Here is a 25,522-nt window from a genome sequence, read left to right on the forward strand (position 1 = left end):
GCAAAGGGAGAGGAGAAACCGGAGGAAGAACTTATGGGGAAACGTAAGTCTTCTCCGCGGTTGGCAACAACATCCTCAAATTGATGTTGTTAATCATCATTATTTCCACATTAGGAAGGGATATACACTTATTTGGTTAATTTTTTATAGTTGTGGTAGGATAAGGGAGTAATTTACATAAGTTGAAAATGCTTAAATGATTGAGGAGTACATATTATGAGAGTTGTATCAGGTGAATTGAAGGGGCGCGTTTTGAAAGCGGTACCCGGAACATCTACAAGGCCTACTACTGATAAAGTGAAGGAATCGCTGTTCAATATGATTGGCCCTTATTTTACTGGTGGAATCGGACTTGACTTATTCGCAGGAAGCGGAGGGCTGGGAATTGAAGCTCTAAGCAGAGGCCTTGAAAAAGCTATTTTTGTCGACCGTGAAGGCAAGGCGATTCATATCATTAATGAAAACCTTAAATCCTGCGGTCTGGAAGAAAAGGCAGAAGTATACCGGAATGATGCTGTCAGGGCGTTGAAGGCAATTCAAAAAAGAGAACTAAAGTTCGATTATATATTCTTGGATCCTCCATATAAGAAGCAGCAGCTGGTCAAGCTGCTTGAAATGATTGATAAAGAAGGCCTTGTCCATCAGGATGGGTTGATCGTCTGCGAGCATGCCTCTGATATCAACCTGCCTGATCAGGTAGGTGGACTTGTGCAGTCGAGGAACGAGAAATATGGAATTATCGGGATTACTCTTTATAAAGTTGAGGCAGAAGACGAGGGGGAAGTTTAAGTGGCAAGAGTTGCAGTTTGTCCAGGCAGTTTCGATCCGATTACCCTGGGGCATTTGGATATCATTACTAGGGCAGCAAAAGTATTTGATGAGCTTTATGTGGTTGTTTTGAATAATTCTTCCAAGAAACCATTGTTTTCTGTGGAGGAAAGAATCGAACTTATTGAACAGGTGACAAAGGGGATTGCCAACGTAAAAGTAGATTCCTTTCAGGGCTTGCTTGTTGATTATGCAGAGAGCGTCAACGCCGACGCGATCATCAGGGGGTTGCGGGCTGTTTCAGACTTTGAGTATGAAATGCAAATCACGTCCATGAACCGAGTATTGAGTGATAAAATCGAGACATTCTTCATTATGACTAACAACCAGTATTCGTTCTTGAGTTCAAGTATCGTTAAAGAGGTTGCAAAATATGATGGTAAAATATCCGAATTGGTTCCACCTGAAGTCGAAGCGGCTTTACTGACAAAATTCAAGAACGAAGAAAAGGAATAACGGGCAGATAATGCCCGTTATTTCTCTTTCAATATCCGATTTCCAAGCAACCAAACATAAAGTAGCAAACTGCCGATCGTTATCAGCGGCCCTACTGTGGTGAGCATATTATGTGCCTCTGCCAGACGGCTGCCTTCAGAAGTAAGGTATTCCATTACAGGGAGGGCATTGGATGGCTGCCCGTCTTCAAAAAAGCGCACATATACCGGCTTCCATAGAATAAAAGCATAAAAGGCTGCAAATACTCCGTGAATGATTCTAGCAAAAAAGAAAGGCTGGAAGCGGATATCTGTCTGGGCAAGAATGCTGGCAACCTGGGCCTGGACACTGAAACCGCTGAATGCGAGGATGAAGCTGGTTATGACTGCCTGATGCATCAATGTGGCTTCCTGGATCTGGCTGGTCATCTGGCTGCCGAGAGTGATTTCGAATAGACCGGAAATGAAAGGCAAGCTCAGCATATCCGTCATGCCAAGCATCATCAGCAGGATTTCCAGGAATTCTGCCAGGAATGCAGTGATATGAAGATGGAATAATAGTTTATTAATGACTGAGAATAAGATAATGAAACCGCCAATCATCAACAATGTCTGGATGGAGGACATTACGGCGTCACCCAACAGTTTTCCGATCGGGCGGTTGTCTTTTAGCCTTGTCCTGTGCAATGCCGCAAATGCATCCCTGATCGTAAGGTTTCGTTCCTTTTCCTTTGTTGTATTTTCTTCGTTTCTGCCATAGAACCTCATGATTAATCCTACGCTGATGTTCCCTAGGTAGTGGGCCAGTGCCAGAATGACACCGAGTTGGACATTGTAAAAAAATCCAACTGAGACAGCCCCGAAAATGAATAGCGGATTGGACGAATTTGTGAAGGATACAAGTCTCTCTGCTTCAATTTTTGTCAGCTGCCCCTCCTGGCGCATTCTGGCTGTCAGCTTTGCACCGGCAGGGAAACCGGAAGCCATGCCCATCGCCCAGACAAAACCGCCAACACCGGGTACTCTGAACAGCGGCCTCATCAAAGGTTCTAACAAAACACCAATAAATCGTACGACACCGAATCCAATCAGCATTTCTGAAACGATGAAAAAAGGAAGGAGCGACGGAAAAACAATTTCCCACCACATATTCAAGCCTCTTATCGAAGCATCAAAGGATTGCTGAGGAAAAGCAATGAGTGAAGCAGCCAGCAAAGTAACGGAGGCTGCTAGGATAACTGTTTTCATTCTGGATTTAAGCACCTGATACCCTCCTTCCTGCAGTCGTGCTGTGAAACTGATTTAATCAATGGTAAAATAGAAGGAACTCACCAGAGGGGCATTCCTAATAAAGTTCCGAGAATTTTTGCATCTCGAAAGTATGTAGAAGGCCCTATGATCCTGGTAAATGACTTCCCTTTTACTCCGGTTTGGGCTGCTGCTATTTTCCAAATTTCCTGGCAGCTGTATATCTAAATGAAAACCCATGCTCTTTTCCAGAAAACATATGTACGTGACTGTATGTTGCCTCTGCAAAAGAAAAACTTCAGGAAAGAGCTAAAAAATACATAAATGATGTTTAGTTGTCACCCTTGTCCTCATATAAATCAATATACTCGCTGAACTTTAATTTAGACCAAGTTTAGCCTGTACCCGAAAAAATCATGATTTTAAGGGAGGAAAAAACTTTGGCAAGTCCAAAGATAGGTTTAGCTCTTGGATCAGGTGGAGCACGAGGGTTTGCCCACCTGGGTGTCATAAAAGTTCTTAAGGATGAAGGCATTCCTATTGATTTGATTGCCGGAAGCAGCATGGGAGCGCTAGTGGCTTCTTTTTACGGAGCCGGCCTGGACGTTGACCGGCTTTATAAATTATCGCGTGTCTTCAAAAGGAAATATTATCTTGATTTTACAGTCCCTAAGATGGGGTTTATCGCAGGGAAAAGAGTGAAGGAGCTTATCAGGATTTTCACACATGGAAAAATGATTGAGGAGCTGGATATCCCGATTGGTATTGTTGCAACAGACCTGATGTCAGGCGAGAAGGTTGTCTTTAAAAATGGTCCCGTAGCGGAAGCGGTGAGAGCGAGTATCGCCATTCCGGGCATATTTGTCCCCGAAAAGCTGGGGGGAAGATTGTTCGTCGATGGCGGAGTCGTTGACCGAATCCCCGTTTCTGTCGCTAAGGAAATGGGAGCAGATATCGTCATCGCAGTCGATGTATCCAATGTGAAGATCAACGAAGAGGTTACCTCCATTTTCGATGTGATCATGCAGAGTATTGATATCATGCAAATGGAGCTGGTCGCAAATCGTGAGATCGCATCAGATGTAATGCTCAGGCCGCCGGTCGAAATGTTTAATTCCAAGGCCTTCACTAATATAGAAGAAATCATTGCGATTGGTGAAGAAGAAGCCAGCAAACACATCGATAAGATTAAAAAGTGCATTGAAGAATGGAAGGAGCCACAAACAGAATGAGCAGGAAAAAGTCTATAACTCTGTCTATATTCGCAGCAATATTAATAATGGCGAGTGCTCTATTTTACTTGCCTTACTATGTTACAAAACCAGGGATGGCAAAAGAGCTGGAACCGATTGTCGAGGTCGAAGGTGGCTACGATGAGGAAGGGAGCTTCATGCTTACGACAGTGCGGATGGGAAGAGCAAATATATATGCCTACATCATTGCGAAGCTGAGCAAATACCAGGAAATCTTTCCTGTAGAAGATATAAGAGCTGAGGACGAATCTGATGAAGAATATAATATTCGACAGCTGCACATGATGGATAACTCGAAGACAGCGGCAATCGAGGTAGCCTATAAAAAAGCAGGAAAACCAGTTGAGTACGCATATAAAGGAGTTTATGTGTTAAGAATCATGGAAGGAATGCCGGCTGAAGGCAAATTGATGCCTGGAGATCTGGTTTTCGAGGTGGATGGAAATGAATTCAAATCTTCTGATGATTTTATTGAATATATCAGTTCAAAAAAGCCAGGCGATACAGTTGAGCTTTCTTATAAAAGGAATGGAAAAACAAATTCAGTAAAAGTTCCGTTAAAAGCCCTTGATGATGGAAGCGACCGGCCTGTTGTAGGTATAGAGCTTGTGGATGACAAGGCAATTGACGTTGAACCTGAAGTTACGGTCCAATCAGATGAAATCGGCGGTCCATCGGCCGGACTAATGTTCTCGCTGGAAATCTATAATCAATTAACTGAGGAAGATTTAACAAAAGGATACGAAATAGCTGGCACAGGGACTATGAGTCCTGATGGAACGGTAGGCAGGATTGGCGGAATCCAGCAGAAAGTAGTGGCAGCAGATAAGGCTGGTGCCGAAATCTTCTTTGCTCCGTCTGAAAAAGGGGCTAAGGGCTCGAACTATGAAGAGGCGATGATTGCGGCGGAAGATATCAATACAAAAATGAAAATAGTCCCAGTGGATACATTTGATGAAGCTGTATCCTATCTGGAAAACTTAAAAGCAAAATCAAGCTGAGCCAGCTTGATTTTGTTTTTTTTAGGACTCTTATCGAGGTACTGTCCTCCTCATGATTTCAACATGATAGGAGGCCGGCCGAACTCTTCTGAAAGGAGCTGTTCCTGTCCCTTGCCACTTTGGCCAAGAGCATAAATCTTTGATGCTTTGATATCAAGTTCGATATCAGGATCAGTAAATCCGGAAAGCTTTGCAACTAGTGGCAGACTCAAATCCTTCTTTATGGAGTTCAAATAGGAACGCCCTTTTTCCGTTGCCCCTAATAACCGCAAATAATTAACTGTTTTTTGGTTCGTTTTCATGGTGTCTTTGCGCGTGTTGGTTAAAATATGAAGACAGACCCTCTGCAGTCTCGTCCACGTATAACGCTTTGTTTTGATGGATTCCATGAATTGCTGGAATGAGTCTGATGAGCCTGCAGCGGCAAGCAATCTGTTCTCCAGACCTTCTTCAACTTCATAAAAATCTTTTAGTTCAGATGGGGTGCTCTGGAGCAGCTTATATTTCAGTAAAGGCCAATAATTTTCCCACGAATGGAATCCGCCGTAATGCTCTTTGTAGTTTATAAGCTGTTCGTAGGTCGTTTCTGGTACGTATTGCTTGATCGTTCCAATTTCTCCAGCTGTCCCAAATAATGCTTTACGTATACTTGTGGCGCTGGCAATCGTGGCTGACGCAAAATGCTCATCATGATAACCCGCATTTTTCCTCGTAATTGTTTCAGGTTTCATTGAACTTTTTTGGCTGATGATTGCCTGTATGTAGTGAAGTCCAAGGATGTTATTGGGTCTTGAAATATCAATGAAGCTGTCCGATGGAGCTAGAGATTGGAATCCCAGCGCAAGTGATTTTGGGTAGCTATGGCCTTCTCCGGTAAAAAACTTAATTTTCTCCTGGAACGCTTCATGGTTTTCTTCAAGAAACACAATCGTATTATGGAATGATTCCAAATCACCAGATTCACTGCCGAAGCAAAGTGTATCGCAACCAGCAGCGGAAAGAATTGAAACAGAACCTTCTGCGAAGGTTTCCGCATGCTGTGTAGCAAAACGGTAGGGAAGCTCAAACACGATATCAACGCCTGCCTCAAGAGCCATCCTGGTCCTTGCCCACTTCGATACAAGGGCAGGCTCACCGCGTTGAAGGAAATTCCCGCTCATCGCCGCAATTGAGACATCTGCACCAGTTTGTTCTTTCGCCTGCTGCAGGTGATATAAGTGTCCATTATGGAAAGGATTATATTCAACAACGACGCCAACTGCTTTCATTCTTGTACTCCTTCATGTTAAGATGGATATTGCATTGTTTTGAAGTTTAATTTACAGTATTTATGTAAATTATAGTGTAAAGAAAAAATATTGACAAATGATTACGCGAAGGGCTATAATTACCTTTGTTGCCTTGGGGTGATTCTATGAAATGGACAATAAGTCAGATACAAAAACATCGAAACAAGGACTTTCTTATTGACGAGTTTGTCCGAATGGACTCGATTAAGGAAACAGATCCGACAATCCGAGAGGTATCTCCTATCCACTTAACTGGTAGGGCCGATATCAGTGCCACAAGAGTGACATTCCATATCCGGATTGATGGACACCTGATCCTGCCTTGTTCACGGACGCTGGTTGATGTAAAATATCCAATTGATGTGGAAACTACGGAAACTTTCATGTTAAACAGCCACGACTATGAGGCTGAAGAGGAAGTTTATCAAGTAACAGGCGATGTCATTGATCTTGAACCCATCATCAGGGAGATCTTGCTAGTAGAAATTCCGATGCAGGTATTCTGTGATGATAGCGCTGGTCAAGAAGGCGCACCCCAGTCAGGTAAGGATTGGGAAGTAATCGAGGAACAGGAGAAATCCGAAAAACTTGATCCCCGACTTGCCGGGCTTGCAAAATTCTTTGAGGATTCTAAGAATTCCTCTGACTAATGTATTAAAAAAGAGCGTGGAGGTCCAGAAAAGGACTGGCCTTCATAAACTTTCTTATTCCTTTTAAGGAGGTGGGAAGAATGGCTGTACCATTTAGAAGAACGTCTAAAACTGCGAAAAGAAAACGCCGTACTCATTTTAAATTACAAGTTCCGGGTATGGTAGCATGCCCTAACTGCGGTGAAATGAAACTTGCTCACCGTGTGTGCAAAGCTTGCGGAACATACAAAGGAAAAGAAGTTGTAAACGACTAATTTTCTAGTGAAAAAGCACAGGATGCATCTGCGTCCCTGTGCTTTTTTTCATTTAAGCAAACTTGACGCAGTCATCTCCTATGAAGTAGTGAGGCAATGGCGCACCAATTCTGCTTTCATATAATTGCCGCGCTTTTGGCGTTTTCCTCCGATTACTGACAATTTATGATGCTTTACATACCTCATGGAGACACATTTTCGACAGTGGCAGTAGAAAATAAGTCCCCATCGCCTTAATGGAGACACATTTTCGGCCATGGCGAATTAAAATATGCCTCCATCGCCTTAATGGAGACACATTTTCGGCCGTGGCAAATGAAAATATGCCTCCATTGCCCTTATGGAGACACATTTTCGGCTATGGCCAATGAAAACATACCTCCATCGCCCTTATGGAGACACATTTTCGGCCGTGGCAAATGAAAATATGCCTCCATCGCCCTTATGGAGACACATTTTCGGCTATGGCCAATGAAAACATACCTCCATCGCCCTTATGGAGACACATTTTCGGCCGTGGCAAATGAAAATATGCCTCCATCGATCTTATGGTGACTTTTTTACGGACCATGTACTGAAGTTCGTGTTCCCATAAGTATTTTTAAATGGTTCTTACGACTATTATTTCCTCCCTTCAATTAAATGTAGCTTCTTCAACTAACTCCACATCAGAGAAAATCTTAGCTATTCTATACACGGCAATATCAAACTTAAATTTATTCACCACAAAGACCCTATACCTTTTTAAATCTACAGAAGATTGATAAAATTTAAGGAATGAGAATTATAGGAGGAACACAATGGATCCATACATAATTTCTAAAGAAAACAATGGAGTACTGCTTTTTACAATCAACAGGCCTGACAGGAGAAATGCCATAAACTATGATGTTATGTCCGGCCTTGAGAAAGCCATCGAAATGGCAAAAGCAAATGATGTGAAAGTACTTGCTATAACAGGAGCAGGGAGCCAGGCATTTTGTTCCGGTGGCGATTTATCGGCCTTTCACCGTTTAAAAACAGAGACAGAGGCGTACGGGATGCTTTCAAGGATGGCTAGTATTTTATACAAGCTCCTTATCCTTCCTAAACCGACGATTGCGATACTTAATGGGTCTGCTGTAGGTGGAGGATGTGAAATAGCTTCAGCCTGCGATTTCCGGATTGGAAGAGAAGGGATGAAAGCGGGGTTTGTCCAGGGGAACCTCGCCATTACGACAGGTTGGGGAGGGGGATCGATCCTACTGGAGAAACTCCCCCAGAATATCGCGATGAAAATGCTGCTTGATGCAAAAATATACACTGCTGAGGAACTCAAGGAGTTTGGATTCATCCACCATATTTATAAACATGATCCGATAGAAGCCTGTCTCTCATTTATGAAAGAAAGCTTGAATAAAGAGACAACTGTCTTAGAAGCCTATAAAACATTATTGATAAAAAAATGGGAACTTTTATTAATGAGAGAAAGGATGGAAGAAGAAGCTGCGAGATGTGCTCTGTTGTGGGAGGGTGAAGCCCACCACAATAAAGTGGACGAATTCATGAATAAAAAAAATAAAAAATAATTAGCTGGGTATTAGGTGATATCAGTCTATCTTTCCTATTAGATGCATATGAATGAATAAAAAACAATAGGAGGGATTTATTGATGCCATTAACCCGTCAGGATGCCTGGTCACAGGATGAAGATTTATTGCTGGCTGAAGTAGTATTGCGCAATATTCGAGAAGGCGGTACCCAATTAAAAGCCTTCGATGAAGTAGGGAAACAGCTTTCGAGGACGGCTGCTGCCTGCGGTTTCCGCTGGAACTCGTATGTGAGAAAGCAATATAAATCAGGTATTGAGCTGGCGAAAAAACAGCGTAAGGAAGCGAAAAAACAGGCAAAGACAGAGGAGAGAGCAGAAGTGCCTGCGGCGCCTGTGAGCGAAGTGCCGAAGCGCCCTGCAGAACAAAAGGAACAGCAGCCAAGCATTAGTATTGAAGCTGTCAAGCAATATATCGACGAGCTCTATGAAAAAGCGGGAAATGCTAACGCTCAGGATATGCAAAAAGAAAAAATCCGCGGACTGGAAAAGCAAATCTATTACTTGGCTGCCGAAAACGAAAAGTTGGAAACACAATTGCGCTCGATGGAAGAAGATTATCGTGCCTTGATTGACATCATGGAGCGAGCGAAAAAAAGAGTAGCTCCTAAAAATGAGGATCAACAACAAAGAATGAACTTCCAGGTTGAAGGCAAAGGGAATCTCGAAAAAGTGGAGAAATAAGCAGTGAAAAGCGCCTGCCGGAATGGCAGGCGCTATTATTTTATGATTCAATCTTATAAAAGTTCATTTAGCGGTTAAACAGGATTGCTGGTCTATTATTGCAACTGTTCCGTTACACCAGCCGGATACCAGACAAGCGGATTCTCTCCACGGTCTCTTTCTACGTCATAATGGACTGGTGTAAAACCCATCTTTTCCCAGAAATCCTGAGATTTCACCCGAGGATTCGTTTTGATTGGCAGGCCAAAACCCTTCGCGAATTCTACAAGAGCTTTTCCATAGCCCTTTCCCTGGTAATTTGGAAGAACTTCTAACTTCCATAGCTCCAGATAGTCCTGAGGAGGCTCAAAATACCGATCAAATTGCTTCTTGACCTGATACAGGCTCATACGTGCGACAAGCTTGTCGCCGAAATAGATTCCGTAGAACGGAGAATCGCTATCATTTTCCACAATGTTCGCTTCCAAATCTTCGAGCATTGAAAGCTCCTGGTGGCCGTACTCTTTGAATTTCTTGAATTCTTCTAGTGTCTTATAATTGATTTTTAGCTTTTCCACTTTAGTCACCATAAAACAATCCCCCAATCATTGCCGCCAATAATTCATTGTATGCTGCTTTTGGCGAAAGCTTGCTACACTCCATAGAAATCCCAAGCTTGATTTTTACGTGTGAATAGAAACAATTCTCTCGAAAGCAGCAATATTTATATACCCGAATTTTAGAATGTTTAGTGGCAGCAAAATATATTTGTTTTTTATAGCCTATTTTTATTATATTATAAAAACATGAAAAATTCTGCATTTGAATTTTAGAAAGCGGTTCCAATTTTTGCAGGAAAGATACAGAATATTGTAGAATTTTATATAGTGAGCGTATTTTTTTACGGGAAAGGGGAAAGAGCGTGCAAAAAATATTAATTGCAAACAGAGGAGAAATTGCGCTTCGCATTATCCGAACGTGCCGCGAGCTTGGGGTTAAAACAGTGGCTGTTTATTCGGATGCGGATCAAGAGTTGCCATTTGTTAAAGAAGCTGACAGCGCTTACCGGATTGGCGAGCCACCTGTTCAAAAATCATATCTTAATGCAGATGAAATTTTAAGAATCGCAAAGGAAAAAAATGTCGACGGAATCCATCCTGGGTATGGTTTCTTATCGGAAAACGCAGAGTTCGCCCGTAAAGTGAAGGAAGCTGGCTTGACTTTCATTGGTCCTGCTCCTGATACGATTGAAAAAATGGGTGACAAAATTGTCGCAAGATCTACGATGGAATCAGCTGGTGTACCAGTCGTGCCGGGCAGTGACCAGGGATTAAAGACACTGGAGGATGCTGTCAGGCTTGCAGAAGAGATCGGTTACCCGGTCATGCTGAAGGCGAGCGGCGGCGGGGGCGGCATTGGCATGGTGCTCTGTGAAAATGAGCAAGCGCTCGCTAAGAATTATGATTCAACGAAAGGACGGGCAAAGGCTTATTTTGGCTCTGATGAAGTATTCATTGAGAAATACATCAAAAATGCGCGTCACGTAGAGGTGCAGATTTTTGGCGATACTCATGGCAACCATGTGCATATGTTTGAACGTGATTGCTCTGTACAGCGACGCCATCAAAAGGTGATTGAAGAGGCACCATCGCCATTCCTTAAGGAAGAAGCAAGGCAAAAAATGTATGAGACGGCTGTTAAAGCTGCTAAGGCAATGGATTATGTCAACGCAGGAACTGTGGAATTCATTGTGGATGAGGACGAAAACTTCTATTTCCTTGAAATGAACACCAGACTGCAGGTTGAACATCCAGTCACAGAAACGATCACAGGCCAGGATCTTGTTAAGTGGCAAATCCTCGTTGCGCGCGGTGAAAAACTTCCTTTGCTTCAGGATGAAATCAAAAAGGAAGGTTGGGCCATTGAATTCCGTTTATATGCAGAAGATCCTGAAAGGTTCCTGCCTTCACCCGGCAAGATCAGCGAGTTTTCTTGGCTGGAGGCAGAAGGCGTTCGAGTTGATTCTGGATATGAATCCGGTTCGACTGTAACACCATTTTATGACCCTATGGTTGCCAAATGCATAGTAGGGGGCAATACCCGGGAAGAAGCAATCCAGCTTGCACAGGAATTTTTCGCAACGCTGAAACTAGAAGGCATTAAATCGAATGCCCCATTGTTTGCAGAGATATTAACCGAAGAGGGCTTCAAATCCGGCAATTATACAACAGCCTATTTAACAGAAAGAAAAATGGCATCTAAATAGAGGAGGAAAAGACATGAAAGAAATTACAGCAAATATGGCAGGGACAGTACTTAATGTGATGGTAGCAGCAGGAGATGCAGTATCAGAGGGGCAGGAGGTCCTGATGCTTGAATCAATGAAGATGGAAATCCCTGTTGAAAGCCAGGGTAATGGAAGTGTTAAAGAAGTAAAGGTAAACATCGGTGATTTTGTAAACGAAGGCGATGTCCTGCTTGTACTAGAATAATAGATTTTAAGGAGGAGAAGGATGACTACCGCGAAGACTTTAACTGATTCATTACAGGAAAAAGTTCAACAAATCGAGGCTGGCGGACAGCAGAAATATCATGACAAGCTGGCTGAGCAAAATAAATTATTTGTGCGTGAGCGTTTGAATCTATTATTCGATGACGGAGTCTATGAGGAAGATGGCAAATTCGCCAACTTCCAGGCTGGTGACCTTCCAGCGGATGGCGTCGTAACGGCGACCGGAAAAATCGGCGGGCAAACAGTCTGTGTCATGGCGAACGATTCAACAGTAAAGGCGGGATCCTGGGGTGCCAGGACTGTCGAAAAGATTATCAGGATCCAGGAAACAGCTGAAAAACTGAAGGTGCCTTTATTGTACCTGGTCGATTCAGCTGGTGCCCGGATCACGGATCAGCTTGATATGTTCCCGAACCGGCGCGGAGCGGGCAAGATTTTTTATAATCAAGTGAAATTGTCCGGAGTGATACCGCAAATCTGCCTTCTATTCGGGCCATCTGCAGCAGGAGGAGCTTATATTCCTGCATTCTGCGACATTGTGATTATGGTGGACCAAAATGCGTCCATGTACCTCGGATCTCCAAGAATGGCGGAAAAAGTTATTGGTGAGAAGGTAACGCTTGAGGAAATGGGCGGCGCCCGCATGCATTGCTCTGTTAGTGGTGTAGGCGATATGCTCGTTTACAGCGAGGAAGAGGCTATTGAATCAGCGAAGCGCTATTTAAGCTACTTCCCTGCAAACTTCAAATCCAAAACTGAATTGGTTGAAGGCATTGCACCAAAGGCTGGCAGAACGCTAGAAGAAATTGTTCCGGTGAATCAGAACGCACCTTTCGATATGTATGAAGGCATAGATGCGCTGATCGACGAAGGCAGCTTCTTTGAAATCAAAAAGCTGTTTGCACCGGAAATCATCACCGGACTTGCTCGTATCGATGGCCGTGCTGTCGGGATTATCGCCAACCAGCCGAAGGTAAAAGGTGGAGTATTGTTCGTTGATTCTGCGGACAAAGCAGCGAAATTCATTACGTTATGTGATGCCTTCCATATTCCGCTGCTTTTCCTTGCTGATGTCCCGGGCTTCATGATCGGAACGAAGGTGGAGAGAGCAGGTATCATCCGCCATGGCGCGAAGCTGATTGCTGCGATGAGCTCTGCAACCGTACCGAAAATCTCTGTTATTGTCCGTAAGGCATATGGAGCGGGATTATATGCTATGGCAGGACCGGCATTCGAGCCAGATTGCTGTATCGCCCTGCCGACTGCCCAAATTGCGGTTATGGGTCCGGAAGCTGCTGTCAATGCAGTTTACTCTAACAAAATCAATCAAATCGAGGACCCTAAAGAGAAAATCGCATTTGTTCAGGAAAAACACCAGGAATATAAAGAAAGTATTGATATCTATAAGCTAGCCTCTGAACTGATCGTTGACGACATCGTTGCTGCCAATGATTTAAGGAATGCACTGATCGATCGTTTCAAACTATATGAAACGAAAGAATTGGAATTCAGTGTCAGGAAACACCCTGTTTATCCAGTATAAAAGCAAAAAGGAGATCCATTTTGGGTCTCCTTTTCATTTTGAGGAACAAAAACTAAAGCTCTATTAAATTAAATTGAAATTACCATAATCCCTTCTTCCTAAGAAGCAATTGTTTCTGCTAAAATATGACTAAAGTCATGTACATACCGATGAATTATATTAAGGCTGTTTTAGCCTGTTATATAAACTTTCAAGCTAGAAATGTCCTTTTTTAAAAGGCCAAAATGAGGGATATTTATGAAAATAGGAATAATCGGTGGAGGCTCAATAGGTTTATTATTCTCTTATCACCTAAGCGGGCAACATGAGGTCTCTATCTACACTAGGACACAGGAACAAGCAGACGAAATTAATGAAAACGGACTTCATCTTGTAAAAGGTGGAATAGAACAGGGGCCGGCCCGGGTAAATGCTGCCCCGATCCAAGATTGGAGCGGGAACGAAGAATTCATAGTTGTTGCGGTGAAACAGTATCAGCTCCCTAGCTTAATATCCAATCTAAAAGATAAGGCCAGGGGAAGCATCCTTTTCCTCCAGAACGGCTATGGCCATATAAAATGGCTCTCGGAGTTGGCGACTAATAAAATCTATGTCGGCTCCGTTGAACATGGAGCTGTTAGATTGAACGGATTTACAGTCCAACATAATGGCGTGGGTGTAACAAGAACTGCAGTATTTAAAGGAGATCCGGACACTCTTAGAGAATTATCTAATAAGGCTCCTTCAGGTTTTCCATTTATCCTGGAACCTGACTATAAAGAAATGCTCATCAAAAAGCTTGTGGTCAATGCAGTGATCAACCCATTGACGGCAATCCTTAAAGTGAAAAATGGTGAACTGGTCCAGAACCCATTTTATTTTAAAATTTTTGAGCAATTGTTCGAAGAATGTGCATGTATACTTGAACTGACTGATAAGGAGCAGTACTTCAACAACCTTATGGGAGTTTGCGAAAAAACAGCAAATAACCATTCATCTATGTATAAGGATATTGAAATTGGCAGGCAAACAGAAGTTGATGCCATCCTTGGGTATTTGCTCGAATTAGCCAGAAGCAAAAATAAAAAAGCTCCATTAATACATAATTACTATCACTGCATCAAGGGGAAGGAGCACGAAAGGGAGGGAGCATGATGCCGGGATTCTTCTCTGCACTTGTTGCCACATTGATTACAGTTCCAATGATTGGCTACCTCACTGTGTTCATCATCAGTAAGCAAATTACAGGAAATCATCGGCGCTCAGTCAATATGGCTCTTGATTTCAGCACCTTTTTGCTGGTGCTGTCTGTCCATTTTTTAATCATCACCATTTGGCATAAGTCCTTCCTATGGCTGATCCTGATCATCTTGTTTGGACTTGGTGCTATTTTTGTTTTGATTCACTGGAAATATAAAGAGGAAATAGTGTTGCCGAAAGTATTCAAGGGATTTTGGCGTTTCAATTTCCTGCTTTTCTTTTCTGCCTACATCGTCCTTGTGTTATATGGTTTGTTCAAGCGACTGACATTCCTGTTTGCTTAATCTCGTGTTGGACCGTCTAAAAAGAGGGTCCAGCATTTTTTATTTTGGTTCTTTTCGAAATCAACAAGAGTTTTACGGGTTTTATAAGAAACTTTCATTACAATTCTCCTCGAAAAGAGCTTCTGCGATCGAAATGCAACAGTCTACCCGCAAACTGAATAAACCAAATCTAAACAATCTTGATTTTAGAAATTTCGAAAGGCAAAGTTTTTTTCTTTTCAATTCAAACAATGCTATACTCATAACAGTGAAAATTGCTTACGAGAAAGGAAGTACAAGTTAATGGAGATGTTGAATCTCTCTCTTCCGGCAGCGAACCGGTTTGCGACAGATTACCTAACTGGGAGCCCTGGCCTGCAGAGCTTCTTTCATTATAATTTTTTAGATAAAAACTCTTATATTCACCGCCTGGATGAATTGAAAAACAGAAGCTTTATGAGGAATGAGCTTGCTGACCATATTCAGTCCTTCATGTCCCGTTTTGCGGACACTGAAAAAATCACTGAAAATATCAATAAGCTGAGAAAAGAAAATAGCGTCGCTGTCATCGGCGGGCAGCAAGCCGGCATTCTGACTGGTCCGCTATATACAATCCATAAAGTGATTTCAATTATCAAGCTCGCAGAACAAAAAGAGGCGGAGCTTGGCGTTCCGGTCGTACCTGTATTCTGGATTGCCGGAGAAGACCATGACTACCAGGAAGTTAACCATGTGTACGTCATGAAGAACAATAAGCAGGAAAAGTGGATTTATCCAGAAAAAAATCTCGAGAAAAAAATGATTTCAGAAGTTTGTATCAACAGGGACCTTTGCTATTCCTGGGTTGAAGAAATCATCGAAACCTATGGTGAAACAAAGCACACTAAAGAGGTATTGGAATTTGCCCTAGAATCGTTGAAGACTGCAGAATCCTTCGTTGATTTTTTTGCAAGGATCATCATGGAGCTTTTCAAGGAATCAGGCTTGCTGATTGTTGATTCCGGTAATAAAGAGCTGCGCAAGCTGGAAAAAGAATATTTTATCAATCAAATCAACAATCATCGTGAAATCACATCTGCTGTTCTTGGGCAGCAAGAACGCACAGCTGGTGCTGGATTTGCGAATATGATCGATATTAGCGAGAATGCAGCGAACCTTTTCTTTTACGATGAAAAAGTGAATGAAAGGATTCTGCTCCAATTTGACCCACAAAGTGGAGGGTTTTCAGGCAAGAATGGTGAAGTCAGCTTCACATATGATGAGCTGGTGGAGATTGCCGGCGAATATCCCGAAAAACTCAGCAATAATGTAGTAACCCGTCCGTTAATGCAGGAGTGGCTGTTCCCTACGCTTGCATTCATTGGCGGTCCTGGGGAAATTGCCTATTGGGCTGAGTTGAAAACTGCTTTTGAACATTTTGGCCTTAAAATGCCGCCACTTGTTCCAAGACTCAATATAACATTGCTCGAAAGGTCAATTGAATCTGATCTCGAAGAACTGAACCTAGATTTAAAAGAGGTCTTAATTTCCGGCACAAATGGACATGAGCTGAAATTCATCGATTCCCTGAAGGATCGCGAAGTAGAAGAGCTTTTCGAGAATGTAAAGACCATGCTCGCAGATCAATATAAAGTCATTCGAGACAAATCAAATGGCATTGATCCGGTATTGATGCCCATGCTCCAGAAGAACGAATCCATCCTGATCAAGCAGGTTGAATTCATGGAGGATAAAATAGTAGAGGCCATTTGCCGGAAGCATGACCATATCCTCCGAAAGTTCACGAGAGTAGAAAATGCGTTAAGACCAGGCGGCTCCCCGCAGGAAAGAGTCTGGAACCCATTCTACTATCTTAATAAGTACGGTTTGGAGCTAATACCTGACCTGTTAGAGCTGCATTTTGAATTCGATGGAACACATAAAATTATAAAGTTGTAACTTTAGGCTTCATCCTTTTAGGGTGGAGCTTTTTTCATTTGTGAATTAATTAACCGCTTTTGCATTACCCGAAATGTGGGGATAAGAGATTTTACGGAAAAAGCAGAGGCTCTTCTTTGCCTGAAATGAGGGGATTAGATGTTTTACGGTAAAAGCAGCACTTCTGCATTGCCCGAAAGGAACAGAAGCGATTAGATACAGTAAAAGCAACTTTTTAGAAATGAAAGAAATTCATGGAAATGGATTTTTTCAGGAGGATTTTAAAGGCGTGGGGAGAATAATTAAAATAAGGTGGTGAAAAGTGGGGGAATGTGGTACATTGTATTTAGAAAGTGGGGGTAGTGGCATGTTCATGGGTGAATACCATCATAATGTTGATAGCAAAGGCCGATTGATCATCCCTGCCAAGGTCCGTGAAAACTTGGGAGAAATGTTCATTCTTACCCGTGGACTTGACCAGTGTTTATTTGGTTACCCCGTTTCTGAATGGTCAGTGATCGAAGAAAAGCTCAAAGGACTTCCGCTGACTAAAAAAGATGCACGAGCATTTACCCGTTTTTTCTTTTCGGGTGCTACCGAGAGTGAAATTGACAAACAGGGGAGAGTCAATATTCCTTCCCCGCTGATGCAATACGCCAAGCTTGAGAAAGAATGTGTGATTTTAGGTGTTTCCAATCGGATTGAAATTTGGAGCAAAGCCATCTGGGAAGAATATTTCGCAGAATCTGAGGAATCTTTTGCTGAAATTGCGGAAAATATGATTGGATTTGATATTTAAGGGTAACATTATTCTGATATAATATTACCTGCTCCTCGATTGGAAAGGTGGATCATGATGTTCAAACATACAACAGTTTTACTGGAAGAAACAGTAGACGGGCTCAATATCAAGCCTGACGGTACATATGTGGATTGCACTCTCGGTGGCGCAGGCCACAGTGAATTGATTTTGTCCAAGCTTTCGGAAAAAGGAAAGCTATACGCGTTTGACCAGGACGATATCGCGATTGCGAATGCAAAAGAAAAGCTTGCTGCTTATGGCGACAGGCTGACGATCATCAAAAGCAATTTCCTTTACTTACAGGAAGAGCTTGAAAAGTTGGGTGTAACAGAAGTTGACGGAATTCTTTATGATCTGGGAGTTTCCTCCCCGCAGCTGGATACTCCGGAACGCGGCTTCAGTTATCACCACGATGCTCCGCTTGATATGCGGATGGACCAGGACGCTCCATTGTCCGCTTACGATGTCATTAATGAATGGCCATATGAAAAATTGGTCAAAATCTTTTTCCAGTATGGAGAAGAGAAGTTTTCAAAGCAAATTGCCCGCAAGATTGAGGCAGCAAGGGAAAATGAACCAATTCAAACCACCGGTGAACTTGTCGAGTTGATCAAGGAGGCGATTCCTGCACCCGCGAGGAGAAAAGGCGGTCATCCTGCAAAAAGGATTTTCCAGGCAGTCAGGATTGCGGTTAATGATGAGCTTGGTGTATTTGAGAAATCACTAGAGCAGGCAATCGATCTTCTTTCCGTAGGCGGAAGGATCAGTGTTATCACCTTCCACTCACTCGAAGACAGGATCTGTAAGGTAACCTTGAAAAAAGCGAGCGAAACACCACCGTTGCCTCCGGGATTGCCGATCATTCCAGAGGAATACCAGCCTAAGTTAAAGCTGGTCACTAGAAAGCCAATCCTTCCTTCTGAGGAAGAGCTGGAATTCAATAATCGGGCAAGATCCGCAAAGCTGCGTATCGCTGAAAAAGTAAAAAAATAAAATATAAAATATAATTTTCAGGAGGGAAAATGATGAGCAATCTGGCTAGAAAATTGCAGCAAGAACAGCAGCAGCAAACTGTTCAGGCACCGGCAAAAGCACCGGCAAGACGAAGTTCGATACTGACGCCCGGCGAAAAAATCCTGATGTTCGTATTCGGAGCAATGGTTTGCTTCGGCGCAACATTCATGGTTTCAAAACAGGCAGCCATTTACGAAGTCAACAAAGAAATCCAAATCATTGAAGGCAACATTCAGGAGCAGCAAAAGATTAACAGTGACCTTGAAGTCCAGATTAGCGAATTAAGTACCTATGAAAGAATCAAACAGGTAACCGAAAAGCTTGGTTTAACATTGAACGAAGACAATGTTAAAGGTGTGGAAAACTGATGATCAAGAAACAGCCAAATATGAATGCAGGAGCAGCGGTATTATTCGTAATATTCAGCCTGCTCTTTTTTATCTTGATTTTCAGGTTCATTTCCATCCAGGTTACGGGAGAGGTACATGGACAAGCCCTGGCTGCCAGGGCGCAGCAAAAGTACTCGAATGAAAAAGTAATCGAAGCGACCAGGGGAACTATTTTTGACCGTAAAGGCGAGGTAGTTGCCGAGGACACTACAGCTTATACGCTAGTCGCAATCCTGAATGATTCAGTCACAACGAATAAAAAGAAGCCGAAGCATGTGAGCGATCCCGCGAAAACTGCTGCTGTGCTGGCGAAATATATTGATATGAGCGAATCGGAAATATATAAAAGGCTGACAAAAAAAGGGGCATGGCAGGTTGAATTCGGAAAGGCCGGCCGTGATATTACTAATCAAACCAAGCGGCAAATCGAAGAGGAGAAGCTTCCGGGAATTACTTTTTTACGAGATTCAAAGAGGTTTTATCCGAATGGTGTTTTTTCGTCTCATCTAGTCGGCTTTGTGGAGAAAGAAGAGAATGAGGACAAGAAATCTGTTACTACCGGTCAACTGGGTATTGAAAAAACGCTTAATGACGAATTGACTGGGGAAAATGGCACTCTTTCTTTCGAAAGTGATTTATGGGGATTCCTTTTACCAGATGGAGAGAAAAAAGTCACACCTGCCAAAGATGGCAGCAATGTGTTTTTAACAATTGATAAAAAGATCCAAACATTCGTGGAGGATGCTGTCGATCGGGTTGATGAGGAATATAAGCCAAAGAAAATCATTGCGGTTGTAGCTGATCCTAAGACGGGTGATATCCTTGCGATGGCTCAGCGTCCGAGCTTCCATCCGACAACAAGGGAAGGGCTGGATAACAGCTGGCATAACGAGGTGGTAGAAACACCGATTGAGCCAGGTTCAACGATGAAAATTTTCACGCTTGCAGCGGCCATTGAAGAGAATAAATGGAATCCGAATGAGCGGTATAAATCAGGTAAATATAAAGTGACTGAAAATTCCAGAGAGATTAGTGACCACAACGGAAGTGGCTGGGGCTCCATTACCTATCTAGAAGGAATTCAGCGCTCCTCGAATGTCGCAGTGGCTAAGCTGGTGAATGAAAAAATCGGTACGGAAAAATTCCGTGAATATTTGACGAAATTTGGATTTGATGAGCCTACTGGCATTGATTTGCCAAATGAAGCGTCCGGAACCATAGTCTATCGATGGCCGATTGAGAAAATCACTACCTCATATGGTCAAGGCTCAACGGTAACACCGATTCAAATGATTCAGGCAGCAACAGCAGTAGCGAATGACGGAAAAATGATGAAGCCTCGAGTAATCGACAAGATAGTTGATCCGAATACAGGCGAGATCATTGAACAGGATGCGCCTGAATCTGTAGGCCAGCCTATCTCAGCAGAGACTGCAAAGGAAGTCAGAGAAGTGCTTGGTACTGTTGTAACGGGTGAGCACGGCACAGGGAAGTCTTACGCTATCGATGGCTACGAGGTTGCTGGTAAAACAGGTACAGCGAACCTGACAGCTAACGGGAGTTATCTCGGTGGAGCTAATGATTACCTCTTCTCATTCCTTGGAATGGCGCCGAAGGATGATCCTAAGCTGATTGTCTATGTAGCTGTCCAGCAGCCGGAAATCGACCATTACTTTAAAGGGTCTATCCCAACTTCAATGATTTTTAAATCTGTAATGCAAAGCAGTCTTCAGTATTTGAATATTAAACCTGCATCCTTGGAAAAAGCTGACTCCAGTCCGGTTCCAGATATAACAGGGCTGAATGCAGCAGAAGCAAAGAAACTGCTTGAATCAAAAGGGTTTGAGGCAGTGTTGATCGGTGACGGCAGCCAGGTGGAGGACCAGTTGCCAAAGGCTGATGTTTTGGCGCTCGAAGGAGAGAAGGTCTTTATCAGAGCGTCAGGAGTCATGACCTATCCAGACATGACAGACTGGTCACTCAGGGATGTCATGAAGCTGGCACAGATTGCTGATATTAAGCTAAATAAAGCGGGCAGCGGGTATGTCACCAAACAAAGCCTGAAGCCGGGAATACCGATCAATGAAGGGGAAAACCTGATCGTCGAGCTGGAAACCCCGCTACAGCAATTTGAGAAATCAATGAAACCAGAGGAAGAAAGTGAAGAAGCAGAGGAAGTTGGCGGTTGAGCCCTTCCTCTGTTTTTTTTGTTTACTTGCCGTTTCGGTCGTGATAGATGGTTCGGACAAAATCGTAGCCGGAACTCTTTATTTTGTCTGAAGTAGGAGCAAGTTCGGATAATACCGTAATCGGTGGTTCTCATTTTGTCTGAAGTAACCCAGAGTTCGGACAAAACCGTAGCTGTAGCTCCTTGTTTTGTCTGAAGTAGCCCAAAATGAGCAGAGCCTCCTCAATTTTCCAGACAGACAAACTTACCCAAAGGACACCCTCACCCTCTCTCCCGGCATATACCTCAGCTTGTCTCTACTTCTTGTTATATTGTTATTCGTACAAGCATATATTTGAACGAGTGTCTAAGAGTATCTTAGTTTAGTATCGGAACGACAATAGGGGAGGTTTGTTCAATATATGCGTGTTTCAAATGTGACGGTCAGAAAGAGGCTTGCTCTCGTTTTGGTAATCGGTATTTTGGTGTTTTTGATCATAGATGTCCGGCTTGGCTATGTGCAGTTTATGCTGGGAGATTTCTTGACGGGTAAAGCAAAGGATTCATGGAGCAGGAACGTTCCCTTTGAACCGCAGCGGGGGGAAATAACGGACAGGAATGGAGTGGCGTTGGCGACAAATATCAGTGCGCCTACTGTTTACGTCGTGCCGCGTCAGGTAAAGGACCCTGAAGCTGCTGCAGAAATATTGGCGAAAGCTTTGAATATGTCTAAAGAAAAAGCCTATCAACATATCACGAAAAAAGCGATGATTGAGAGAATTCCAGAGGGAAGGAAAATTTCTCACGAGAAAGCGAAGGAAATAAGGGCACTGGATATCAAGGGTGTTTACATCGGCGAGGATTCAAAGCGACATTATCCTTATGGAAGCTATCTTTCCCATGTACTGGGGTTTGCAGGAGTCGATAATCAAGGCTTGATGGGCCTAGAGCTTTATTATGATAAAGAATTGAAAGGGCAAAAGGGATCTGTCCAGTTTTATGCGGATGCTAAGCAGCAGCGGATGAACAATATGGCAGATGACTATGAACCTCCAGTGGACGGGCTTGATTTAAAGCTGACTATTGACAGCAGGGTACAGACCATTGTTGAGAGGGAGCTGGATATTGCCCAGGCAAAATACAATCCAGATGGCATCATTGCCATTGCCATGAATCCGAATAACGGAGAGATCTTGGCAATGTCGAGCAGGCCGGACTTCGACCCTGCTAACTTCCGTAACGTGGCACCTGAAGTGTATAACCGGAACTTGCCGATATGGAGTACCTATGAGCCGGGATCCACTTTTAAAATCGTGACCCTCGCAGCTGCACTACAGGAGGGGAAAGTCGATCTTGAAAAAGATCATTTCCATGACTCTGGTTCTGTTGAAGTGGCCGGTGCGAGAATTCGCTGCTGGAAAAAGGGTGGACACGGGAGCCAGTCATTCCTTGAAGTTGTCGAGAATTCCTGTAACCCTGGCTTCGTTGAGCTCGGTGACAGACTCGGAAAAGAAAAACTATTTAAATATGTGAAGGATTTCGGATTTGGTGAGAAGACAGGCATTGACCTTCAGGGAGAAGGCAAAGGAATCCTGTTCAACCTGGACAGAGTCGGTCCAATCGAACAGGCAACCACCGCTTTCGGTCAGGGTGTATCTGTGACACCGATCCAGCAGGTTGCTGCGGTTTCAGCAGCAGTAAATGGCGGAATACTTTATACACCTTATATTGCTAAAGAATTGATAGATCCGGTTACTGGGGAAGTTGTGATGAAGAAATCCCCGCAAGCAAAAAGAAGGGTGATTTCTGAGGAAACTTCTAAAGAAATCAGGCATGCCCTTGAAAGTGTAGTAGCCAAAGGTTCAGGGAAAAATGCATATGTTGACTCTTACAGGGTTGGCGGCAAAACAGGTACTGCCCAAAAGGCGAAAGATGGACGCTATCTTGAAAATAACCATATTGTTTCCTTCATAGGTTTTGCCCCTGCTGATGACCCGCAAATCGTAATCTATGTAGCGGTTGACAATCCTAAGGGAACAGTCCAGTTCGGTGGGGTAGTGGCAGCACCTATTGTTGGTGATATTATGGAAGATAGCCTGCGGGCTATGGAGGTACCTCCTCGGAAGGACCAAATTGAAAAAGAATTGACATGGCTCGACACACCAATGGTTGAAGTCCCTGACCTTGTTGGATTATCCAAACAGGAACTCAGGCAGCAATTGATCAACTTCAAGCTTGATATTGCCGGTGATGGAGAGAAGGTTGTGAAACAGCTTCCTTCGCCAGGGGTGAAAATCAAGGAAGGTTCAACCATTAGGGTTTATATGAATGAATAACTAAATCTGAACTTCAAGAATTTCAGATGATATATAATCTCTGGGAAGCAGGCGGCGGCAGGATAATCATCCGCCGCCTGCTTTAGGCTGCCGGCCATTTCTTTTGTCGAGCAATTCCTAACGCAAAAAGGGCTTGTTCTTTTCATCTCCACAATGGCTAATTTCAGCCTAATCATGTAAAATAAGAGTCGCCATGTTGTTTGAGAGGATTTGATATTTATGAAATTACACGAATTGATCGGTTACTTGCACCCATTCGTGGATTACAAGGGAGAAAATCCCGAAATTACTTCAATTGAAAATGATAACCGCAGAGTGACTCCCGGGAGTTTATTCATATGTATAAAAGGTTATACAGTTGATGGTCACGATTTCGCTGGGGCAGCTGTGAAAAACGGAGCTGCAGCCGTTCTGGCCGAAAGGGAACTGCCTGTGAATGTACCGGTGATCGTGGTCAAGGATACTGTTCGGGCAATGGCAGTGCTTGCTGATGCGTTTTACGGCCAGCCTAGCCAAAAGCTTCATATGGTAGGAATCACAGGTACAAATGGTAAGACGACGACTAGCCATATTATTGAACAGATCTTTAAGGATGCAGGCCAGAAAACCGGACTGATTGGAACAATGTACACAAAGATCGGCGAGCAAATCTTTGAAGTGAAAAATACGACACCGGAAAGCCTGACCCTTCAAAAGACATTCAAGAGAATGGTTGACGAACAGGTTGATACAGCTGTGATGGAGGTATCTTCACATGCGCTGGTATATGGCCGTGTCCACGGTACAGATTACAATGTAGCGGTTTTCACAAACCTGACGCAGGATCATTTGGACTACCACAAGACAATGGAAGAATACAGGAAAGCAAAAGGGCTTCTTTTTTCACAGCTCGGTAATGCCTTCAACCATGAAAAACCAAAATTCGCCGTACTGAATTCCGATGATCCTGCAAGCGAAGAATTTGCTACGCTGACATCTGCCCATATTTTGACTTATGGCATTGATAACCATGCTGATCTGCAGGCAATCAACATCGCAATGACAGCTAGCGGTACATCATTTGATCTGGTCAGCCCATTTGGCGTGAAAAAGGTGAACATCCAATTGATTGGCAAGTTCAGCGTCTACAATGTACTTGCAAGCATCGGTGCTGCCCTGGTTTCCGGCTTATCCTTAGATGATATCATCACCTCTGTAGAAGGTGTCAAAGGAGTATCAGGAAGGTTTGAAGTAGTCGATGCAGGTCAGGATTTCTCAGTGATTGTTGACTATGCCCATACACCGGATAGTCTTGAAAATGTCCTGAAGACCATACAGCAATTTGCCCAGAAAAGGGTGTTCTGTGTAGTAGGCTGTGGTGGTGACCGTGATCGAACAAAGCGTCCGCTCATGGCGAAAATTGCTTGCGAATATTCTACTGATGCCATTTTCACATCGGATAACCCGCGAAGCGAGGATCCGGCAGAAATCATCAAGGATATGGAAGAAGGAGTTAAGGGCGAAGTTTATGCTGCGATCATTGATAGGAAGGAAGCTATCCAGCATGCCGTGAAAAATGCGAAGTCAGGAGATGTCATCCTGATTGCGGGCAAGGGCCACGAAACATACCAGCAAATTGGTGACAGGACCTTTGACTTTGATGACCGGATTGTGGCACGCGAGGCGATAGAGGAGAGGTAATATGCTGACATACCAGGATGTTTTAAGTCTATTTTCAAGAACAACTGGAATAAGGGATGAGAATATTCGCTTTCAAACTGTAAGCAGTCTCGCTGGCGCAAAACAGCCTAAAGGGCTTTTTGTCCCGGTATCGACTGATTCCGGTACTTTACAGGAAGCAATTTCGAATGGTGCCGTGGCAGCTGTTTGGCCAGAAGGCGAGCAGGTGCCAGCATATGCGCCAAACCACTTCCCGATTTTTTACACACAAGATAATTTGAAAGGCTTAGAGATAATTATGAACTCATACTATGATTACTTAACACAGAATAAAAACATCAAAGAAAGAACTAAATTCATTTTCCAGAACAAAGGACTTCTTAATGAATCTGATGAAACATATGATATAGCTGTGATGGCTGAAAACATCAATAGTCTTGGCAGCAATCAGAATAAGGCAGGTGAGGAATAGA

24 protein-coding genes are annotated in these 25,522 nt (G+C 43.3%); 21 read left to right on the forward strand and 3 right to left on the reverse strand.

Going from position 1 to position 25,522, the window contains the following annotated elements; genetic code table 11:
- Positions 1–216 precede the first annotated feature (216 nt).
- Both rsmD and coaD read left to right on the forward strand, forming a co-directional pair.
- Entirely contained in the window at positions 217–789 is a 573-nt protein-coding gene (rsmD, locus tag RH061_RS07725) for a 16S rRNA (guanine(966)-N(2))-methyltransferase RsmD (protein ID WP_311075142.1), read from the forward strand.
- Positions 790–1,284, forward strand: a complete 495-nt coding sequence (gene coaD / locus RH061_RS07730; protein WP_311075143.1) for a pantetheine-phosphate adenylyltransferase — start codon at positions 790–792, stop codon at positions 1,282–1,284.
- A gap of 17 nt (positions 1,285–1,301) precedes the next feature.
- Here coaD and ylbJ read toward each other — a convergent pair whose 3' ends face one another.
- Positions 1,302–2,525, reverse strand: a complete 1,224-nt coding sequence (gene ylbJ / locus RH061_RS07735; RefSeq protein WP_311075145.1) for a sporulation integral membrane protein YlbJ — start codon at positions 2,523–2,525, stop codon at positions 1,302–1,304.
- Between the two features lie 401 nt (positions 2,526–2,926).
- Between ylbJ and RH061_RS07740 the strand changes: the two genes are divergently transcribed.
- A complete protein-coding gene (locus RH061_RS07740; RefSeq protein ID WP_311075146.1) occupies positions 2,927–3,742 on the forward strand; it encodes a patatin-like phospholipase family protein in 816 nt (271 codons plus the stop codon).
- The gene (locus RH061_RS07745; RefSeq protein WP_311075148.1) at positions 3,739–4,764 is read left to right on the forward strand and encodes a SepM family pheromone-processing serine protease; all 1,026 of its coding nucleotides are present in this window, start codon (positions 3,739–3,741) and stop codon (positions 4,762–4,764) included. The genes RH061_RS07740 and RH061_RS07745 overlap by 4 nt, the downstream gene beginning before the upstream one ends.
- Before the next feature lie 50 nt (positions 4,765–4,814).
- Here the strand turns inward: RH061_RS07745 and RH061_RS07750 are convergent, their stop codons facing one another.
- Positions 4,815–6,032: a nucleotidyltransferase gene (locus RH061_RS07750; RefSeq protein WP_311075149.1), complete on the reverse strand. Its 1,218-nt coding sequence runs from the start codon at positions 6,030–6,032 to the stop codon at positions 4,815–4,817.
- A 146-nt stretch (positions 6,033–6,178) separates the two neighbouring features.
- On the opposite strand from RH061_RS07750, the gene RH061_RS07755 reads away from it, so the two are divergent.
- The 4 genes from RH061_RS07755 (at position 6,179) to RH061_RS07770 (ending at position 9,229) form a co-directional block, all read left to right on the forward strand.
- The gene (locus RH061_RS07755) at positions 6,179–6,703 is read left to right on the forward strand and encodes a YceD family protein (protein WP_311075150.1); all 525 of its coding nucleotides are present in this window, start codon (positions 6,179–6,181) and stop codon (positions 6,701–6,703) included.
- Positions 6,704–6,783: 80 nt separating this feature from the next.
- Positions 6,784–6,957, forward strand: coding sequence for a 50S ribosomal protein L32 (gene rpmF, locus RH061_RS07760; RefSeq protein ID WP_023615018.1), 174 nt, complete (start codon positions 6,784–6,786; stop codon positions 6,955–6,957).
- Between the two features lie 800 nt (positions 6,958–7,757).
- A complete protein-coding gene (locus RH061_RS07765; RefSeq protein WP_311075152.1) occupies positions 7,758–8,525 on the forward strand; it encodes an enoyl-CoA hydratase/isomerase family protein in 768 nt (255 codons plus the stop codon).
- Between the two features lie 83 nt (positions 8,526–8,608).
- Entirely contained in the window at positions 8,609–9,229 is a 621-nt protein-coding gene (locus tag RH061_RS07770) for an RsfA family transcriptional regulator (protein WP_311075153.1), read from the forward strand.
- Between the two features lie 95 nt (positions 9,230–9,324).
- Here the strand turns inward: RH061_RS07770 and RH061_RS07775 are convergent, their stop codons facing one another.
- Positions 9,325–9,798, reverse strand: coding sequence for an N-acetyltransferase (locus tag RH061_RS07775; RefSeq protein WP_311075154.1), 474 nt, complete (start codon positions 9,796–9,798; stop codon positions 9,325–9,327).
- A 332-nt stretch (positions 9,799–10,130) separates the two neighbouring features.
- On the opposite strand from RH061_RS07775, the gene RH061_RS07780 reads away from it, so the two are divergent.
- The 13 genes from RH061_RS07780 (at position 10,131) to RH061_RS07840 (ending at position 25,521) form a co-directional block, all read left to right on the forward strand.
- Positions 10,131–11,474, forward strand: coding sequence for an acetyl-CoA carboxylase biotin carboxylase subunit (locus RH061_RS07780; protein ID WP_311075157.1), 1,344 nt, complete (start codon positions 10,131–10,133; stop codon positions 11,472–11,474).
- 13 nt (positions 11,475–11,487) lie between these two features.
- The gene (locus RH061_RS07785; protein WP_311075158.1) at positions 11,488–11,700 is read left to right on the forward strand and encodes an acetyl-CoA carboxylase biotin carboxyl carrier protein subunit; all 213 of its coding nucleotides are present in this window, start codon (positions 11,488–11,490) and stop codon (positions 11,698–11,700) included.
- Positions 11,701–11,721: 21 nt separating this feature from the next.
- Positions 11,722–13,263 (forward strand): acyl-CoA carboxylase subunit beta, encoded by a 1,542-nt coding sequence (locus tag RH061_RS07790; RefSeq protein ID WP_311075160.1) that lies wholly within the window; start codon positions 11,722–11,724, stop codon positions 13,261–13,263.
- A gap of 237 nt (positions 13,264–13,500) precedes the next feature.
- Complete coding sequence (locus RH061_RS07795) at positions 13,501–14,397, forward strand: 2-dehydropantoate 2-reductase (protein WP_311075162.1); 897 nt, start codon at positions 13,501–13,503, stop codon at positions 14,395–14,397.
- A complete protein-coding gene (locus RH061_RS07800) occupies positions 14,394–14,786 on the forward strand; it encodes a DUF3397 domain-containing protein (RefSeq protein WP_311075164.1) in 393 nt (130 codons plus the stop codon). Before RH061_RS07795 ends, RH061_RS07800 begins: the two co-directional genes overlap by 4 nt.
- Positions 14,787–15,068: 282 nt before the next feature.
- Positions 15,069–16,703, forward strand: coding sequence for a bacillithiol biosynthesis cysteine-adding enzyme BshC (gene bshC / locus RH061_RS07805; RefSeq protein WP_311075165.1), 1,635 nt, complete (start codon positions 15,069–15,071; stop codon positions 16,701–16,703).
- Positions 16,704–17,049: 346 nt separating this feature from the next.
- Positions 17,050–17,481 (forward strand): division/cell wall cluster transcriptional repressor MraZ, encoded by a 432-nt coding sequence (gene mraZ / locus RH061_RS07810; protein ID WP_102262102.1) that lies wholly within the window; start codon positions 17,050–17,052, stop codon positions 17,479–17,481.
- A gap of 57 nt (positions 17,482–17,538) precedes the next feature.
- Entirely contained in the window at positions 17,539–18,477 is a 939-nt protein-coding gene (rsmH, locus tag RH061_RS07815) for a 16S rRNA (cytosine(1402)-N(4))-methyltransferase RsmH (protein WP_311076318.1), read from the forward strand.
- A 29-nt stretch (positions 18,478–18,506) separates the two neighbouring features.
- Positions 18,507–18,866 carry a cell division protein FtsL gene (gene ftsL / locus RH061_RS07820; RefSeq protein WP_311075166.1) on the forward strand — a complete coding sequence of 120 codons (360 nt, stop codon included), beginning with the start codon at positions 18,507–18,509 and terminating at the stop codon, positions 18,864–18,866.
- Complete coding sequence (locus RH061_RS07825; protein WP_311075167.1) at positions 18,866–21,076, forward strand: penicillin-binding protein; 2,211 nt, start codon at positions 18,866–18,868, stop codon at positions 21,074–21,076. Before ftsL ends, RH061_RS07825 begins: the two co-directional genes overlap by 1 nt.
- Positions 21,077–21,476: 400 nt before the next feature.
- Positions 21,477–23,390: a stage V sporulation protein D gene (locus RH061_RS07830; RefSeq protein WP_311075168.1), complete on the forward strand. Its 1,914-nt coding sequence runs from the start codon at positions 21,477–21,479 to the stop codon at positions 23,388–23,390.
- A gap of 219 nt (positions 23,391–23,609) precedes the next feature.
- Positions 23,610–25,070 carry a UDP-N-acetylmuramoyl-L-alanyl-D-glutamate--2,6-diaminopimelate ligase gene (locus tag RH061_RS07835; protein WP_311075170.1) on the forward strand — a complete coding sequence of 487 codons (1,461 nt, stop codon included), beginning with the start codon at positions 23,610–23,612 and terminating at the stop codon, positions 25,068–25,070.
- 1 nt (position 25,071) lies between these two features.
- Complete coding sequence (locus tag RH061_RS07840; RefSeq protein ID WP_311075172.1) at positions 25,072–25,521, forward strand: hypothetical protein; 450 nt, start codon at positions 25,072–25,074, stop codon at positions 25,519–25,521.
- Position 25,522: the final 1 nt, after the last annotated feature.

Origin of the sequence: Mesobacillus jeotgali, from assembly GCF_031759225.1 — a bacterium.
Taxonomy (GTDB): Bacteria; Bacillota; Bacilli; order Bacillales; family Cytobacillaceae; genus Mesobacillus; species Mesobacillus jeotgali_B.